The sequence below is a fragment of the Pseudoalteromonas sp. S2893 genome, assembly GCF_005887105.1.
GTDB lineage: Bacteria > Pseudomonadota > Gammaproteobacteria > Enterobacterales > Alteromonadaceae > Pseudoalteromonas > Pseudoalteromonas atlantica.
The window spans coordinates 13,253-30,895 of sequence record NZ_PNCY01000009.1; the positions used below are offsets into that span (position 1 = coordinate 13,253).

Here is a 17,643-nt window from a genome sequence, read left to right on the forward strand (position 1 = left end):
ATTTGTTTTACAGGCGGAAAAAACGCGCTGCATCTCCTTGGGATAAATTAAGGGCATCAGCCACTTCTTGGCTTATTACTAATGTGTGTTTAGCGTGGTTATAATGGGCGTGCTGGGTAAAGGTTGCTCTAAACCCACTTACACCTTGATTGCAAACGGCTAAAGTATCTGAGCTGTGCTGGCTAATATGTTCCAGCTCGCCAATTGTAATAGGGCATACTTGAGACTCACGAACACTGCGAATATTACCAAGCTTAGCTTCTACCGTTGGCCCTGCATCAAACAAATCAACGTAGCCACGGTGCTCAAAGCCTTCTTTTTCGAGCAGTTTAAGTGCGGGTTTAGTTTTTTCATGCACGTTGCCAATCACTGCTTGGGCTTTTTTACTGAGTAAGTTTACGTAAATAGGGTATTTAGGCATTAACTCACTAATAAACACTTTATCGCCAAGCCCCACTAAATGATCGGCCTTGGGAAACTCAATACTAAAAAAGTGCTCTTGCAGCCACTGCCAAAACGGTGAATGACCATCTTCGTCGCTTACACCGCGCATTTCAGCAATCACGGTATCGGCAAAGCGTTCGCTGTGCTGCGCCATAAATAAAAAGCGTGAGCGTGATAAAAAGCGCCCGGTTAAGCCTTTACGGCTGTTTTCGCGCAAAAACAAAGTACATATTTCAGAGCATCCGGTGTAATCGTTACACATGCTTAAAATATCAACCGTGTTATAAACATTAAGTGTAGGCGAGTGGTGTACTGTTTTACCTAAATGGTAATGATAAAGCGGCACCGATAAGCCAACAGCGGCTTCTATGGCGGTTGTGCCAATGACCTCACCTGTTTCACTGTCTTCTAAAACAAATAGGTAGCTTTCATCTAACGGCTGATTGATATTTTTAGCAAAGCTTTTTTCGGCGCGGTCTATTTTGTCTTTTAATAGCTGGTCGTCCACCGGAAGTGAGGTAAACCCATGGCCCGATTCAATCGCAATTTGCTTAAGTGCAGCAAAGTCTTCAGTGGTAATAGGACGTAATACTTGCATTTATTACTTGCTCCAACAGCGCGCCCTAAGGCGCGCTTAATTAAATTAGCCGTTTACTACGTCGCTTACTGCTTTTTCAAAGCGTACTAGGCCTTCTTTAATATCTTCAAATGGAATAACTAAAGAAGGGGTAAAACGAATAACATTCATGCCTGCAACAAGGTTCATTAAACCATTGTTAGCACTGGCAACTAAAAAGTCACGTGCGCGGCCTTCAAATTTTTCGTTTAATACCGCACCAATAAGTAAACCTTTACCACGTACTTCGCTAAATACGTTGTATTTTTCGTTAATTGCATTTAAGCCATCGCGAAATAGTTGTTCACGCTCTTTAACGCCGTTGAGTACATCCGGTGTGTTTACGGTGTCAAATGCCGCTTCTGCTACTGCACAAGCTAGTGGGTTACCACCGTAAGTAGAGCCATGCGTACCTACTTTTAAGTGCTCTGCGATATGAGTACGAGTGATCATAGCGCCAATAGGAAAACCACCGCCTAAAGCTTTAGCCGTAGTTAAAATATCGGGCACTACACCTAAACCTTCGTAAGCGTATAAATCGCCAGTGCGGCCAACGCCTGTTTGTACTTCATCAAAAATTAGCAGTGCATTGTGCTTAGTACATAACTCGCGTACTTTTTTAGCAAATTCGTCGGTAGGTGAAATAATGCCGCCTTCACCTTGTAGTGGTTCCATCATTACGGCACATGTTTTATCACTGATGAGTGCTTCAAATGCTGCAATGTCGTTGTAATCACAATGCATAATGTCGCCAGGTTTAGGGCCAAAGCCATCAGAGTAAGCAGCTTGTCCGCCCACCGTTACAGTAAAAAATGTACGGCCGTGAAAACCTTTATTAAAGGCAATGATTTGTGATTTATCTTCGCCGTGTTCGTCAAGTGCAAAACGACGAGCAAGCTTAAGAGCCGCTTCGTTGGCTTCTGCGCCTGAGTTTGCAAAATACACTTTATCCGCAAATGTCGCTTCAACCATTTTTTGTGCTAAACGCAGGGCTGGCTCATTAGTCATCACATTTGATAAGTGCCAAATTTTCTCGCCTTGTTGTTTTAAAGCAGATACAAGCGCTGGGTGACAGTGGCCTAAACAATTAACAGCAATACCGCCTGCAAAATCAATAAACTCATTGTTATTTTGATCCCACACACGTGAGCCTTCGCCGCGCACTGGAATAACTGCCGACGGATTGTAGTTTGGCACCATTACATCGTTAAATAAGTCTCTTGTTACTTGCATTATGTACACCTAAAAATTGTGAATATTGAATAAAGATTAGCAAAATAAAAACGTTAGCGTTTTCTCAGCTAGGTAATTTTTGTTATTAAGCACTATTATCGAAGGTTGTAGGTTAAATTTGCAGTGCTATTTTGTGAAAAATGATTACAATAAAAGTCAAAATAACGAAATTAATAAGCAATATGATAACTCCACAAGACGAAAAGCTACTTTCAATTTTAAAAACCAATGCAAGAGCCAGTATTTCTGACTTGGCACGCATGCTTAATTTATCGCGCTCTACCGTGCAAAGTCGTATGTTAAAACTTGAAGAAACAGGGGTTATAAAAGGCTATAGCGTAGATTACGGTGAAGACTATTTGACCAGTATGGTCTCGGCTCATGTATCTATAAAGGTGATGCAAAAACTTACCACTAAAACCAATTTAGAACTTAAACAGATTGATGCTATTTCCCAGCTTTATGCCATTAGTGGGGAGTTTGATTTAATTGCTGTAGTGCAAGCGCAAAACTTAGAAAAGCTAAGCCATTTACTTGATGATATAGGTAATTTAGACGGGGTAGAGCGCACAACATCGTCAGTGATTTTAGAAACAAAATTTAAGCGTTAAAGTTATGTGTTACTGAAGCGAAAGGTTACCTATTGATTTAACTTAATATTTAATTTTATCGAAGTTAGATATTTTGGCAAAGCCTTACTATACTAATTGTAATTAACACAATTATTTAGCAATGGATTATGCCCACAACGTTATTTTTTGCACTTTTAACTTTAACTGAACCCTTAAAATTTGGTACCAATGTATCGCTTACAACACCAGATAATGCGGTTAACCAAGTGCAATGCATTTTACACAATATGGACATGCCATTTGAGTTACAATCGTTACCTTGGCTGAGGGCTCGTCGCGAGGTAAAACTGGATAGGTTAGATGGGTATTTTACAACGCATTTAACCTCTGAGATGAGCCAGTATGGTAAGTTGTCATCACCTATTTACCTAGAAAATTGGTACTGGTTTACTCATCCCGATAGCGTTAATAAAGACCCCAAAAAATTACGTTATGGCGTGGTCCATGGCAGTTATCAGGCTAATTGGTTTAAAACGCAAAATATTACCTCGTTAGTTGAAGTAAACTCGCTAGAAGAAATAGTAAACGTACTTCACCATCATAGAGTAGACAAAGTATTACTTGATTTAGATGACTTTAATAATGCTGCCGATCACTTAGGTATTGATGCTTCTTCCTACCCGCGCTCATTTTATCGTTATGTGCCTTTAGGTGTTTTTGCTGCTAATAAGCTTATTAATTCGCACCCTTCTTTTTTAGAAAAATTCGACGAAACGATTCCTCAATGTGCCCCTGCACCGTTTTATTTATCACAGGGTGAACAAGTACAAATATTAAATACGTTATTAGAGCCAATAAAGGCGTTAATTTCACAGCCAATAATTACCGATGCCGCGGCGCAAAGTAACCATATAAAGCTGAAAAACAAAGCGCTTAGAATCGCTGACGAGCTTTGGATAAAAGAAGTCAAAACACATCAACATGATTTAGCTAAAAATATGTTACTTACTGATGCTTCATTATATTTAAAACAATGGCAAAGGCAGTTCAAAGGCATAATTACCGAAATTATAGTGACAGATAAGCAAGGTAAAAATGTGGCTATAAGCAAAATCACTAGTGATTATTGGCAAGGGGATGAGAATAAATTTAGCCTCGTATACCAGCAGTCTTTAGCGTATCGCTTTGACAGTGTTGAATATGATGCTTCAACACATCATTTTCAGGTGCAATTAAGTCTACCGATAAAAAATGCCAAGGGCGATCATATTGGCGTTATTATTTTGGGAGTTGATGTAGAAAAAGCGCTGCACTCACTTAATAACAACGCATTAAATTAATAGCGTGTGCAGCGTCTTATTAAAGCCCGCGTGTATAGCAAAATTTTGTGTAAATATTGTATAGCTATTTATTTACAGCAGCCTTTGGCGCTTGTCTGATAACGGTTTTTTGTGCTTCGTTTAATTTAATAACGTAAGCATTTCCTCCTACCAGCCCTTTGAATTCTTCATCGGTAAAAATAAGCGTATTATCATCATAAAAGGTGATCGCTTCTTTTTGCGTGACAATACCTAAATCGATTCGATACACATCACCAGAAAAAAACTTGTCGCCTTTAAAATTTTCGAACAGCCAAATACTTGTAGAATCAAGTAACACAAGTTTAGTCCTGTCAGGGCTAAGAGCAGCGGATGTGATCCAACAGAGTTTTTCTAGAGTTGTGCATGTTTTAAATGAATCAATTAACTGAGCATCAAAATTGGCTGCATGATCGCCCACTTTATAAACATTGGTTATGCCATCGAAAGGTTCTGTTCTATTTTTGGTAAATAAATATAAATGGCGTTTGTACTCTACAAAGGCCTCTAAATCAAAGTTGCGTTTGTTAGGGGTAATGGGAGTGCCATCCATTTCAGGATAGGTAAACTTAATAATTTCGGCTTCGGTGGTCTCTGTTTTTATATCTATTGGGTTTTCTATTTTATAGATAGTTAACCACTTTCTATCGTTTTTATTATTGCCAAAATCACCTAAGAAAAAATGACCAAATTTATTTTGCGTCATGTCTTCCCAGTCTATATTTTTAGCATTCGTAACAAGGATTTCTTTTTCAATAGCGCCATCTTCGCCCAGGCGATAAAGTTTTGGGTCGTCACCGCCATCATTAATCGCCCACAAACGCTTTTTTTTATCAAACTCAATGCCTGAAATTTCTTTTAATTTAGGGTCTACTGATAATTGCTTTTTACTATAAAGGGTATATATAGAAAGGCTTACAAAGGAGGCAAGTGCAATAAATACAATTACCGTAGTAAATAAAATGCTTTTTTTCAACATGAAATTTTTGGTATTTCAGAGACGTAAGATGCTGTGTATTATTACTTAAGCACACTGATAACGAAAGAATTTTATAGGTTTGTGTGAACCTTTATACGATTTTTTACTCAATATATTAATAATGAAAAATGATTAAGTTGGTTTAATACTTGCTGTACATTAGTTTGTCATTAATAAGCGAAAATTTTTATCGTAATCGCACCTTATATGTGCAGGTAAAAACTTCTTTGCACTGTAATAATGCGTAAATAAAAATTTGTTTAAATTACCCGCGTTTAATGATGTTTAAATGCACCACATCGCCCTTTAAAGTGTTGTATCGGCCCTGTGGCAAAGATTAAGTACCCATTTTGGTTTAGTTGGAGCCTACTATGTTGAATAAACGTTTTTTCAAAACAAAAAATGAAGCTGAAGTTACCTTTGAGTTTACCCACCCTGATGCAGAGCAAGTAAGTTTACTTGGCGAATTTACCGATTGGCAGCCGGTGCCTATGAAGCTTAATAAAAAAGAAGGGGTATTTAAATGTAAGCAACGCTTGCCAGTTGATCAGCAGTTTCATTTTCGTTACTTAATTAATGGTGATATTTGGGATAACGACCACCAAGCAGATGACTACCTACCTAATACATTTGGCACAGAAAATAGCATAGTGAACACTCAACGCATAAATTAAGGCGAGTAAATGGACGCACTTTCGCAGTTGTTTTATCTGCACGGTATCGGTTATGAGTTTACTAAATACACGGGCGAGCAGGTTATATTTAGCGAAGACACGCGCAAACGTGCCTTACAATGTTGTGGTGTAAATACCGAAGATGAACACCAAATAGCACAGCTTAATTATCAATTAGATGTTGCGCCTTGGTTAGAGTTAGCACCCGATACCAGCTTAGTGAATTTAACTGATAACCTTTTTTATATTCGCATAGATGAGCGTCAACGTGATTTACCTGTTGCGATAACGTTGCCAAAGTTAAACGTAACCTATGAGCGTGCTAACTTACATAATTTGGCTATTACGGGCGATTACTATGTACATGGCGTGCGTTATATTGAAGTAGCAGTGCCTTTAGGGGCTATTCCGGTAGGTTATCATCAGGCGCTGGTTAGTGTAGGGGAGCAAAGCAAAGAGATTCAATTGTGGGCCACCCCAGAAAAAGTTTTTCAAGTAGATGATACTAAGCGCACTGGGCTTTCGCTGCAGTTGTACACAGTTAAAAACAAAGCAGGCCTAGGTGTAGGGGATTTTAATGATTTACTAGAGCTATGTGATTTATGTGCACAGCAGCACATGGACTACATATTACTCAACCCGTTACATTTGCTGTTTGCACAGCAAAGTGAGCGAGCCAGCCCCTATAGCCCTAATAGCCGTGCGTTATTAAATCCTTTGTACATTTGTGTTGAACTATCAGCTGATGCTAAAAACAATCCACAATTAGATGCTTTGTTACACAGTGATGAGGTAAAAGCGCTTTTTAACAGCAATGAACAGTTTATAAATTATGAAAAAGTAAGCGCAGTTAAATATACATTATTTAAAGCGCTATTTAGTCATTTTGAAGCACATGCCAGTGCTTTACGACGCGATGAGTTTGCACAGTTTTGCAAACAAAACGCCCAGACCCTAACTACGCTGAATTCAGCCAATCCTACCTTTGATTACTACTTACAATGGCAGGCTAAATTACAATTAAGCCATTGTCAGCAGCACTGTTTAAATAAAGGCATGGCAATAGGTTTAATTAATGACCTTGCTGTTGGCTGTGCAGGTGATGGCGTTGAGTATCAATCTCAGCAATCACTTTTTAGTGATAATGCCAATGTTGGCGCGCCGCCAGACCCTTGGGCACAAGCGGGGCAAAATTGGGGGCTGCCTGCACTTAACCCGCAACAATTAAAAAATGATCACTTTGCCTTTTATCGCTCACTTATTAGCGCAAACATGCAAGGCGTTGGCGGTTTGCGCATTGATCACGTTATGGCACTAAGGCGCTTATGGTGGTGCTTTGAAAGTAACCATACACAAGATGGCTGTTATGTTTATTACCCTTTTGAGCACTTATTGGCTATTTTAAAAATAGAGTCTCACCTTAATCAGTGCATAGTAATAGGAGAAGATTTAGGCATAGTCCCGCCCGAGGTAAAATACGCACTTGCAGTAAGTGGTATTTATTCAAATAGCTTATTTTATTTTGAAAAACAACATGATGGCGAGTTTTTGCCGTTACAACAATTACCTAAGCATTGTTTAATTATGATAGCGAATCATGACGTACCGCCATTTTGCGGATGGTGGCAAACAGATGATTTAGATATTAAACGTCAGTATCAGCTTATTGATGATCAGCAGTACCAACAGCAATTGCACGAAAGACAACAAGAAAAACAACGATTACTGCGTTTTATACAGTTACATAGCGCAGAGCAACTTAGCGAAACTAGCGATGCTATGTGCGTTTACGGTGAACTTGCCAAAGCACTTGCACACAGTGAGACCCGTTTATTTGCACTTCAGCTTGATGATTTAGATAAACAAACGTATCCGGTGAATATACCCGGTACTAATACCGAATACCCAAATTGGCGCCGTGTTTTAACTCATTCAAGCAACGCTATTTTTAAAAATAATGCCAGTACCTTGGCTGAAGTTAATTCAATAAGGAAAGGATATGAGTAGTACCGCACCAAAGGATTCATTACAGACCCATTACGACGCACAGGTAACTGCACTTCAAGGCGGCAGATTTAAAGACCCTTTTAGTTTTTTAGGGGCACATGCTTACAAAAATGGCTATGAAATACGCGTGTATTTACCCGCGGCTAAAAATGTAAATATTATTAATGATAAAAAAGTTATTGCTAAGCGTTATAACAGTAGCGATTTATTTATTGCAACAAGCAACGAAATGCCAACGCAGCCTTATAAGTGTAACGTTGAATATGCAAACTCAGCATTATGTTTTTACGATGAATATAGCTTTGCAAGCAGCCTAGATACAGATGCAATGTATTTATTTAACGAAGGCAGTTTAGAGCATGCATATAAACATTTAGGCGCACACTTTATTAATCAACAAGGGGTTGATGGAGTGCGTTTTTGTGTGTGGGCGCCAAATGCAGCCAGTGTATCTGTTATTGGCGAATTTAACCTTTGGCAAGCTAATCGTCATTATATGCGCTTTCATCCTGCGTGTGGTGTATGGGAGCTTTTTATCCCAGGGCTTCAGCCCGATACCTGTTATAAATTTTCTATTGTGACACAGCAAGGCGATGTGCTTGAAAAAGCAGATCCGTTTGCCTTTAAAATGCAGCAAGCTCCAGGTACCGCCAGTGTATTACAACAGCAAGCAACGGCTATTTCGCTCAGTGATAGCGAGCTTAAAAATCGTCAAAAGCGTAACCATATAGACGCGCCCATAAGTATTTACGAAGTGCACTTAGGGTCATGGCAAAGGGCTGAAGAAAACCGCTATTTAAGCTATAGCGAACTTGCCGACAAACTGGTTAATTACACGCTTGAAATGGGCTTTACGCATATTCAATTAATGCCAATAAGTGAATACCCGTTTGATGGTTCTTGGGGTTACCAGCCGGTGGGTTTATTTGCACCAACTAGTCGCTTTGGTGATTACAGCAGTTTTAAATACTTTGTTCAGCAGTGCCACAAAGCAAACTTAGGCGTGCTACTTGATTGGGTGCCTGGGCATTTTCCTAGTGATCCGCATGGTTTACACCACTTTGACGGCACGCATTTATTTGAACATGCCGATATTCGACAGGGCTTTCATCCTGATTGGAATACCTATATTTATAATTACGACCGCCCAGAGGTTAAAAGCTTTTTAATCTCTAATGCGATGTATTGGCTAGAGCAATTTAGCCTTGATGGACTGCGCGTAGATGCGGTGGCTTCAATGCTTTATTTAGATTACAGCCGCAAAGAAGGTGAATGGATTGCCAATTGTTATGGTGGGCGAGAAAACCTAGGCGCTATTGAGTGCTTAAAGCAGGTAAATTTGCGTAGTTATAAAAATAATCCGGGCATTATGATGGTGGCTGAAGAGTCGACCGCGTGGCCGGGGGTCACTCAAAGTGTTGATCACAATGGCTTAGGTTTTGGCTACAAATGGAATATGGGGTGGATGAACGACAGCCTTCATTACATGCAACATGACCCGCTTTATAGGCAGCATCATCATCACGAAATGACCTTTTCTATGGTGTACGCATTTAGCGAAAATTACATTTTACCGCTAAGTCATGACGAAGTTGTACATGGTAAAGGCTCATTAATTGAAAAAATGCCTGGTGATGATTGGCAAAAATTTGCCAATTTACGTGCGTATTACGCTTTTATGTGGGCGCACCCCGGTAAAAAACTGTTGTTTATGGGCGGCGAAATAGCACAGCGAAAAGAGTGGGATCACAATCATTCTATTGATTGGCATTTGCTAGAGCATAAAAGCCACCGCGGTATACAAAACACTGTACAAGCGCTTAATACTGTTTATAAAAAGTCGCCTGCACTGTATGAACTCGACTCAAGCCCTGCGGGTTTTGAATGGATAGATAACAACAATAACGAGCAAAGTATATTTAGTTTTGTACGTTATGCTAAAAATGCCCACGACTTTATTGTAGTAGTAGCAAACTTTACACCTGTTTCTTATCAAGAGTATGAAATAGGGGTACCCGCAGCGGGTAAATATAAGGTTATTTTAAACACCGATGATGACGCTTTTTTTGGCTCAGGTATTAAAGTAACAGCAAACAAAAACGCCACGGTTAGTAGCGTTAAGGCAAGCGCTCATGGCTTTTCGCATAGCATTAAAATTGCGATGTGCGGGTTAACGACTATTTATTTACAAAAGGTTGAAGATGAGTAATCGATTTGAGGTTTCACATGGGCAACCACAGCCACTTGGCGCAACTATTAGCAGTGGCGGCGTTAACTTTAGCTTGTACGCACCTAAGGCAACACAAGCTTATGTGTGCTTATTTGATAAAAGTGGGCACTCTGAAATATTAAAAGTAACCATGCATATCAACGAAGGCGGTATATGGACAGCCCATGTCGCGCCCTTAGCCGAAGGCGCGTTATATGGGTATCGCGTAGAAGGGGAGTACAGTCCTGAAAAAGGTCTGCTGTTTAACGAGCACAAGTTGCTGATTGACCCTTATGCAAAAGACTTATTTGGCGAATTTACATGGAGTGAGCGCCACTATGGGCAAATGCCTATTGGCACGAAAAGCACCGTTAATAATGCCATTGATATACCTAAATCACGGGTTATTAATAGCCAGCCTTATAAACATAAAAAGCCAAACCATAGCTGGTCTAATACCGTTATTTATGAGTGTCATGTAAAAGGCGCCACGTGCCGACACCCTAATATTCCTAAAAATTTACAAGGCAAGTTTTTAGGTTTAAGCCACCCTAGCTTTATTGAGCATTTACATAATTTAGGGGTTACTGCACTAGAGCTGCTCCCTGTGCATGCTTTTATAAGTGAGCAGTTTTTAACGGCAAAGGGGCTGCAAAATTATTGGGGCTACAACACGCTCAACTTTTTTACCCCGCATAAAGATTATTTAGTTGATGATGACATTAACGAATTTAAGCGCATGGTTAGCGAGCTTCATAAAGCGGATATAGAGGTTATTTTAGATGTGGTTTATAACCACACCGCAGAAGCGGGCGCCGATGGGCCGATTTTATCGCTCAGAGGGCTAGATAACCTAGCTTATTACCGGACGGTGGCTGATAAGCCTCAGGTGTATATAAACGATACTGGCTGCGGTAACACCATTAATATTGATCATCCTAAAACCTTAAAGCTGGTACTTGATAGCTTACGTTATTGGGTGCAAGTAATGGGAGTAGACGGATTTAGGTTTGATTTAGCCACCATTTTAGGCCGAAATGCCCATGGTTTTAATAGCGCCCATGCATTTTTTCAAGCCATTGAACAAGACCCTGTATTAAGTCGTGTAAAGCTTATTAGTGAGCCCTGGGATATAGGGCCAGGTGGCTATCAACTGGGCGCTTTTGCTGCACCTTGGCGAGAGTGGAATGACCAATACCGAGATGTAATACGCCGATTTTGGCAAAGCGAAGAAGGCGTTATTGCAAATGTAGCAAAGCGTATTCATGGCTCATTTGATATTTTTGAGCACAGCCAGCGCGGGCCGCTAAACAGCATTAATTTTATTACCAGCCATGATGGTTTTACGCTTGCCGATTTAGTGAGTTATGAGCACAAACATAACGAAGCGAATGGCGAGCAAAATCGCGATGGGCACAGCGCTAATCATTCCACCAATTGTGGTGTTGAAGGATTTACTAATGATGCCAAAATTATTGCCCTAAGACTGCAGCAACAAAAGAACTTTTTACTTACGCTAATACTCTCAAAAGGGGTGCCTATGATTGCCTCAGGCAGTGAAATGGGTCACTCGCAAGGGGGCAATAATAATGCGTATTGTCAAAATAACCGCACCAGTTGGTTGGCATGGAAAGACTCACAGCTAAATCATTCACTAACCCGATTTATTGACGATGCACTAAAAATAAGGCGTGGTCACAGTGCGTTTAAACACAGTGTGTTTTCAGAAGATATTGACGAGCGCTTTACGGTTAAATGGTTTACCGAGCAAGGCGTAAAAATGACCAACGAGCATTGGCACGAGCCACAGCGCCAGTTTTTAATGTATAGCTTGTTAGATAAGCAAAATAAATACGCCTTATTAATCATTTTAAATGCGAGTAAAAAAACAGTTTTTTGTAAGTTACCCCCATCGCCTATCGCGGCGCAATGGGAGATGGTTTTATCAAGTGTACATAACGCATCGGTGAGTAGTAAAGAGGATGCAATAGTCGAAATTTCAGCACAAAGCAGCTGGGTTTTTAGTGCAAATTTAGAGGACGATGGTCATGTCTAAGCAAGACGAAAATGTGTGTGTGGTAAAAGGGTGGCAAGAAGGCCCTGTAATTGATGAAAGCACTTTAAAAGATGATTTAACTCGGCACTTTTATTACAGTTTAGGGCGTGACAAAGTGGGTGAGTCGCAACTGTATTTATATCATGCGCTTGCGCTGACAATCAGAGATCGGCTGGTTGCACGTTGCAGAGAAACCAAACAACAAATCAAGCAAGAAAAACGCCGTAAAACAGCCTACTTATCGCTGGAATTTTTAATGGGTAGAGCACTTGGTAATGCAATTTTAAATCTCGACTTAGACGAACAAGTCTCCAGTGCACTGCAAGAGTATTGCACCACAATTGAAACCGTAGCCCAGGCAGAGCACGATGCAGGGCTAGGTAATGGTGGCCTTGGGCGTTTAGCTGCCTGCTTTTTAGATAGTTGTGCAAGCCTTGCGCTTCCCGTGGTTGGTTACGGTATTCGCTACGAATACGGTATGTTTAACCAATCATTAAAAAATGGCCACCAAGTTGAACAACCCGATAACTGGCTTCGTGAGGGGCACCCGTGGGAGCTTGCCGCGCCTGAGCAATCACAACGAGTGAAGTTTTTTGGGCACGTACAAAGTTATACCGACAAACATGGGCGCGAACACCGTCAATGGGTTGGTTGTCACGACGTATTAGCTGTGCCATATGATGTGCCTATTCCTGGTTATAAAAACGACATTGTTAATACGCTAAGGCTATGGAAATCAGAAGCGACCGACGAATTTAACTTAACCGAGTTTAATGCGGGGAGTTATTCAGAAGCGGTAGCGCAAAAAAACCTAGCAGAACAAATCACAATGGTGCTTTACCCAAATGACAGCAGTGAAAATGGTAAAGAGCTTAGATTACGCCAACAGTACTTTTTATCATCAGCGAGTATTCAAGATATTGTATCGCAATGGGTTGAACAATACGGCGAAGACTTTAGTGACTTTGCTGCACATCATGTATTTCAATTAAACGATACGCACCCAAGTATTGCCGTGGCAGAGTTAATGCGCATTTTGGTTGATGACTACGAGCTTGATTGGGATAACGCGTGGGAAATTACAACCAGCACAATGGCTTACACTAACCACACGCTATTGCCAGAGGCTTTAGAAAAATGGTCGGTGCCGCTTTTTGCAAAACTATTGCCGCGAATTTTAGAAATTATTTATGAAATAAACGCCCGCTTTTTAGCGCAAGTGGCACAGCATTGGCCAGGCGATGCAAGTAAACAGCGCGCGCTTTCGTTAATTGAAGAAGGCGACGTGCCGCAAATACGCATGGCTTATTTAGCGATTGTGGGTAGCTATTCGGTAAATGGTGTGGCCGCACTACATACCCAACTTTTAAAAGAAGGGCTATTTAAAACCTTTTACGAGCTTTGGCCTAACAAGTTTAATAATAAAACCAACGGGGTTACGCCAAGGCGTTGGTTAGCACACTGCAACCCGGCCTTGAGTCATTTAATTACAGAAAAAATTGGCTCAAAATGGGTTAGCGATTTTGCAGATATAAGCCAATTACGCCGCTACTTCGACGACACCGCGTTTCATCAGCAATGGCAAAATGTTAAACGCGAAAACAAACAACGTCTCGTCGATTTAGTGAAAGAGCGCTGTGGTGTTGATTTTGATGTAGAGATGATGTTTGACGTACAAGTTAAACGTATTCACGAATACAAACGCCAGTTATTAAATGTACTTCATGTTATTCATTTATACGACCGTATACGCCGAGGCGATACCACAAACTTAGTACCACGTTGTGTGCTTTTAGGGGGTAAAGCCGCCCCTGGTTATTACATGGCTAAAAAAATAATTAAGTTAATTAATAACGTAGCTGAGGTTATTAATAAAGACCCACTTGCAGCGCCTTATTTACGAGTTGCGTTTTTGCCAAATTATAATGTGACCGCAATGGAAACTATTTGCCCTGCAACCGATTTATCAGAGCAAGTATCGACCGCAGGTAAAGAAGCATCAGGCACTGGTAACATGAAGTTTATGATGAATGGTGCGCTTACTATTGGTACGTTAGATGGGGCGAATATTGAAATTAGAGACGCTGTTGGCGCTGATAACTTCTTTTTGTTTGGTGCGCAGGCTCATCAAATTGATGATATTAAATCGCGATATAACCCTTCTCATTTAATAGAGCAAAACAGCGACCTAAGCCATGTAATGCAGTTACTCGAAAGCGGGCAATTTAACCTGTTTGAGCCTAATTTATTTGACGACATTATTAATGCTATTAAAAGCCCTCACGATCCGTGGCTGGTTGCACATGACTTTGAAAGCTATGTGGCAGCGCAAAAGCAGGTAGAGGCTGCGTATCAAGACCAAACGCATTGGACGCGAATGAGTATTTTAAATACGGCCGCAAGTGGCATATTTTCAAGCGATAGAACCATAAGCCAATACAGTGAAGATATTTGGCACCTAACCCCCCTAACTATTAGTGAAACAGACTTACACGCAACTACGAGCCATGCCACTAAGAGCACAGACTAAACGGAGAGAGTATTATGCCTAGTTATGCAAATCGTTACATAAGTAGCTTAACCCGAGATACGTACGCGTTAATACTGGCTGGTGGACGCGGCTCGCGCTTACACGAATTGACAGATTGGCGCGCAAAGCCCGCTGTTTATTTTGGCGGTAAGCACCGTATTATCGATTTTCCATTATCAAATTGTATCAATTCGGGTGTGAGGCGTGTAGGCATAGCCACACAATATAAATCGCACTCTTTAATTCGCCATGTTAATCGCGCCTGGGGCCATTTTAAAAAGGAGCTGGGGGAGTCGGTTGAAATTTTACCCGCATCTCAGCGTAATGGTGATGAGTGGTATTGTGGGACTGCCGATGCGGTTTTTCAAAACATGGATATTATTCGCCACGAACTGCCAAAATATGTGATGATTTTGTCAGGCGATCATGTTTATCGAATGGATTACGGCGCTCTATTAGCCGAGCATGTGCAAAAAGGCGCCGACATGACAGTATGTTGCCTTGAAGTACCTGTTGAAGAGGCTGCAGATACCTTTGGGGTAATGACCGTTGATGAAAAAAATCGGGTATGTCGCTTTGATGAAAAACCTTCGATCCCCAGCTCTGTCCCTGGTAAGCCAGGTACCTGCTTAGCCTCTATGGGCAACTATGTGTTTAACACTGAGTTTTTATTTGAGCAGCTAAAAAAAGATGCTGAAAATGAAGGTTCTGGCCGCGACTTTGGGCACGATATTATTCCGGCAATTATAGAAGAGCACAGTGTGTATGCGTTCCCGTTTAGAGATCCCATGCAAGAAGGGCAACCTTATTGGCGCGATGTAGGAACGTTAGACTCGTTTTGGGAAGCCAATATGGAATTGGTAATGCCCGAGCCACAGCTAGATTTATACGATCCAACCTGGCCTATTTGGACCTACCAAGAGCAGTTGCCACCGGCTAAGTTTATTTTTGATGATGAAGATAGACGAGGTATGGCGGTAGACTCAACGGTATCAGGAGGGTGTATTGTATCGGGCTCAGTAGTTAGAAAATCACTGCTATTTTCAAACGTGCACGTGCGTTCATTTTGCGAAATAGAGCAATCGGTTATTTTACCCGGGGCTCTCATTAATCGTCATTGTAAAATTAAGCGAGCCATAATTGATCGAAGCTGTGAAATACCCGCAGGGCTTGAAATTGGCTACGATAGAAAAGCCGATGAAGAAAACGGCTTTAGGGTATCTAAAAAAGGCATCGTATTAGTCACCCGTGATATGCTCACGGAACTTGCTAAAAAGCTTGAACGTCAAGCACACGAAAATAAAAAGTTCGCTTAAAATCGGTTGCGAATAACAAAGGTTAAGGAAGTAGTAAATAAATGCATGTATTAATGGTTGCCGCAGAAAACGATGCTCTACCAAACGCTAAAGTGGGCGGGGTAGCAGATGTAGTCAGAGATGCCCCAAAAGCACTGGCAGCACAAGGCGTGAGCGTAGATGTTGTTATCCCTGATTATGGGTTTGAGCAACTGCAACGTGAATATATAGGTGATGTCACTGTTATATTTAGAGCGCAGCCACAGGTATTATCTTTATTTAAAATAAGTGATGACAACACACACATTAATCAATTTGTTATTTCGCACCCACTGTTTAGCCAATCGGGTTCGGTGTATTGCAATGACGAACCCGGGCGACCTTTTGCTACTGATGCAACAAAATATGCATTATTTAGTGTCGCTCTATGTGAAGCGCTACTAGAGGGTTTAATAACGCGCCCTCAAGCACTGCATTTACACGATTGGCATAGCGCGTGTGTCGCCGTATTATTAAAATTTGATAAACGCTACGATACCCTCGCTAATTTACATATTGCCTATACAGTTCATAATTTAGCACTGCAAGGGATCAGGCCTTTTAAACACGACGACTCGAGTTTAGAGGCTTGGTTTCCGTCGTTAGGTTATAACGGGCAACATTTGTGTGACCCTCGTTATCCACACTGTTTTAATCCTATGCGCAGTGCTATAAATTTGGCAGATAAAGTTCATTTAGTCTCACCTACTTACAGTACCGAGGTACTAAAGCCGAGTAATTATCAGCAAGGTTTTTTTGGTGGAGAAGGCTTAGAGCTTGATTTACAAAATCAATCGGCTCAAGGCAAGGTGGTGGGAATATTAAATGGCTGTGAATACCCAGTGCAAAACCCTGAGCAGGTTACTTTATCGCTCTTGTATGAGCGTATTGAACATACTTTATTTAACTGGATGGCAAAACATGAGCAGCTTGAAACGAGCTACTATGTGGCGCATCAGCGTATGCTGCAGTTTAAAAACACGCCAAAAGATGGTCCCCTTGTAACAAGTGTTGGCAGGCTGACCGAGCAAAAGGTGCTATTACTTTGCCAACAATACGGTAATGCATTAGCGCTTGATAACGTGTGTGAAATAATTAACCGTTTTAATGGTCGCCTTATTATTTTAGGCTCTGGTGACAAAGCCCTTGAAAGCATTTTCACCAAGGCCATGGCACGCAATGCAAACTTATTGTTTTTAAAAGGTTATGGGCAAGGTATTGGCGATAGTCTATATGAGCTTGGGGATTTATTTTTAATGCCAAGCTCGTTTGAGCCATGCGGAATTAGCCAAATGCTTGCTATGCGCGCAGGGCAACCTTGTTTAGTACACAGTGTTGGCGGTTTAAAAGACACCGTAAGCCACAACAACAATGGCTTTGCATTTTCTGGCGGCTCGTTGAATGAACAAGTTGATGGGTTAATGACATGCTTAACTGAAACCCTTACGCTAAAACAGCAAAATCCTAAGCAATGGAGTAACATTACAGCTAATGCTAAAGGAGCTCGTTTTTCGTGGGAAACGGTCGCTGCTGATTATATTTCAAGCATGTATTGCTAAATCATTAAAATTAAACGCAGTAGAAGTGACATTTATACCTATTTACGCTATTAATTACTTAGTTTGAGTATA

12 protein-coding genes are annotated in these 17,643 nt (G+C 40.9%); 9 read left to right on the forward strand and 3 right to left on the reverse strand.

Annotated features, from left to right (window positions below):
* Window positions 1–7: 7 nt before the first annotated feature.
* Both astA and CWC04_RS04925 read right to left on the reverse strand, forming a co-directional pair.
* On the reverse strand, window positions 8–1,042 hold the full coding sequence (gene astA, locus CWC04_RS04920) for an arginine N-succinyltransferase (RefSeq protein WP_138684787.1): 1,035 nt from the start codon (window positions 1,040–1,042) through the stop codon (window positions 8–10).
* A gap of 45 nt (window positions 1,043–1,087) precedes the next feature.
* Window positions 1,088–2,293: an aspartate aminotransferase family protein gene (locus CWC04_RS04925; RefSeq protein WP_138684788.1), complete on the reverse strand. Its 1,206-nt coding sequence runs from the start codon at window positions 2,291–2,293 to the stop codon at window positions 1,088–1,090.
* Window positions 2,294–2,475: 182 nt separating this feature from the next.
* Between CWC04_RS04925 and CWC04_RS04930 the strand changes: the two genes are divergently transcribed.
* Entirely contained in the window at window positions 2,476–2,904 is a 429-nt protein-coding gene (locus tag CWC04_RS04930) for an Lrp/AsnC family transcriptional regulator (protein WP_004586440.1), read from the forward strand.
* Window positions 2,905–3,032: 128 nt separating this feature from the next.
* Window positions 3,033–4,205, forward strand: coding sequence for a cache domain-containing protein (locus CWC04_RS04935; RefSeq protein ID WP_138684789.1), 1,173 nt, complete (start codon window positions 3,033–3,035; stop codon window positions 4,203–4,205).
* A gap of 64 nt (window positions 4,206–4,269) precedes the next feature.
* Here CWC04_RS04935 and CWC04_RS04940 read toward each other — a convergent pair whose 3' ends face one another.
* Window positions 4,270–5,202 (reverse strand): hypothetical protein, encoded by a 933-nt coding sequence (locus CWC04_RS04940; RefSeq protein ID WP_055019075.1) that lies wholly within the window; start codon window positions 5,200–5,202, stop codon window positions 4,270–4,272.
* A 371-nt stretch (window positions 5,203–5,573) separates the two neighbouring features.
* On the opposite strand from CWC04_RS04940, the gene CWC04_RS04945 reads away from it, so the two are divergent.
* The 7 genes from CWC04_RS04945 to CWC04_RS04975 are packed head-to-tail and all read left to right on the forward strand — an operon-like array spanning window position 5,574 to window position 17,571.
* Window positions 5,574–5,876, forward strand: a complete 303-nt coding sequence (locus CWC04_RS04945; RefSeq protein ID WP_004586437.1) for an isoamylase early set domain-containing protein — start codon at window positions 5,574–5,576, stop codon at window positions 5,874–5,876.
* 9 nt (window positions 5,877–5,885) lie between these two features.
* The gene (malQ, locus tag CWC04_RS04950; RefSeq protein ID WP_138684790.1) at window positions 5,886–7,883 is read left to right on the forward strand and encodes a 4-alpha-glucanotransferase; all 1,998 of its coding nucleotides are present in this window, start codon (window positions 5,886–5,888) and stop codon (window positions 7,881–7,883) included.
* The gene (gene glgB, locus CWC04_RS04955) at window positions 7,876–10,092 is read left to right on the forward strand and encodes a 1,4-alpha-glucan branching protein GlgB (RefSeq protein ID WP_138684791.1); all 2,217 of its coding nucleotides are present in this window, start codon (window positions 7,876–7,878) and stop codon (window positions 10,090–10,092) included. The genes malQ and glgB overlap by 8 nt, the downstream gene beginning before the upstream one ends.
* Window positions 10,085–12,148 carry a glycogen debranching protein GlgX gene (glgX, locus tag CWC04_RS04960; protein ID WP_138684792.1) on the forward strand — a complete coding sequence of 688 codons (2,064 nt, stop codon included), beginning with the start codon at window positions 10,085–10,087 and terminating at the stop codon, window positions 12,146–12,148. Before glgB ends, glgX begins: the two co-directional genes overlap by 8 nt.
* Complete coding sequence (locus CWC04_RS04965; RefSeq protein WP_138684793.1) at window positions 12,141–14,678, forward strand: glycogen/starch/alpha-glucan phosphorylase; 2,538 nt, start codon at window positions 12,141–12,143, stop codon at window positions 14,676–14,678. Before glgX ends, CWC04_RS04965 begins: the two co-directional genes overlap by 8 nt.
* Window positions 14,679–14,692: 14 nt before the next feature.
* Complete coding sequence (gene glgC / locus CWC04_RS04970; protein ID WP_004586432.1) at window positions 14,693–15,994, forward strand: glucose-1-phosphate adenylyltransferase; 1,302 nt, start codon at window positions 14,693–14,695, stop codon at window positions 15,992–15,994.
* 41 nt (window positions 15,995–16,035) lie between these two features.
* On the forward strand, window positions 16,036–17,571 hold the full coding sequence (locus CWC04_RS04975) for a glycogen synthase (RefSeq protein WP_138684794.1): 1,536 nt from the start codon (window positions 16,036–16,038) through the stop codon (window positions 17,569–17,571).
* Window positions 17,572–17,643: the final 72 nt, after the last annotated feature.

Coding starts and splice junctions, on each gene's coding strand:
- CWC04_RS04975 (WP_138684794.1), top strand. CDS start 16,036: ATGCATGTATTAATGGTTGCCGCAGAAAACGATGCTCTACCAAACGCT.
- CWC04_RS04925 (WP_138684788.1), bottom strand. CDS start 2,293: ATGCAAGTAACAAGAGACTTATTTAACGATGTAATGGTGCCAAACTAC.
- astA (WP_138684787.1), bottom strand. CDS start 1,042: ATGCAAGTATTACGTCCTATTACCACTGAAGACTTTGCTGCACTTAAG.
- glgC (WP_004586432.1), top strand. CDS start 14,693: ATGCCTAGTTATGCAAATCGTTACATAAGTAGCTTAACCCGAGATACG.
- malQ (WP_138684790.1), top strand. CDS start 5,886: ATGGACGCACTTTCGCAGTTGTTTTATCTGCACGGTATCGGTTATGAG.
- CWC04_RS04940 (WP_055019075.1), bottom strand. CDS start 5,202: ATGTTGAAAAAAAGCATTTTATTTACTACGGTAATTGTATTTATTGCA.
- CWC04_RS04930 (WP_004586440.1), top strand. CDS start 2,476: ATGATAACTCCACAAGACGAAAAGCTACTTTCAATTTTAAAAACCAAT.
- CWC04_RS04935 (WP_138684789.1), top strand. CDS start 3,033: ATGCCCACAACGTTATTTTTTGCACTTTTAACTTTAACTGAACCCTTA.
- glgX (WP_138684792.1), top strand. CDS start 10,085: ATGAGTAATCGATTTGAGGTTTCACATGGGCAACCACAGCCACTTGGC.
- glgB (WP_138684791.1), top strand. CDS start 7,876: ATGAGTAGTACCGCACCAAAGGATTCATTACAGACCCATTACGACGCA.
- CWC04_RS04965 (WP_138684793.1), top strand. CDS start 12,141: ATGTCTAAGCAAGACGAAAATGTGTGTGTGGTAAAAGGGTGGCAAGAA.
- CWC04_RS04945 (WP_004586437.1), top strand. CDS start 5,574: ATGTTGAATAAACGTTTTTTCAAAACAAAAAATGAAGCTGAAGTTACC.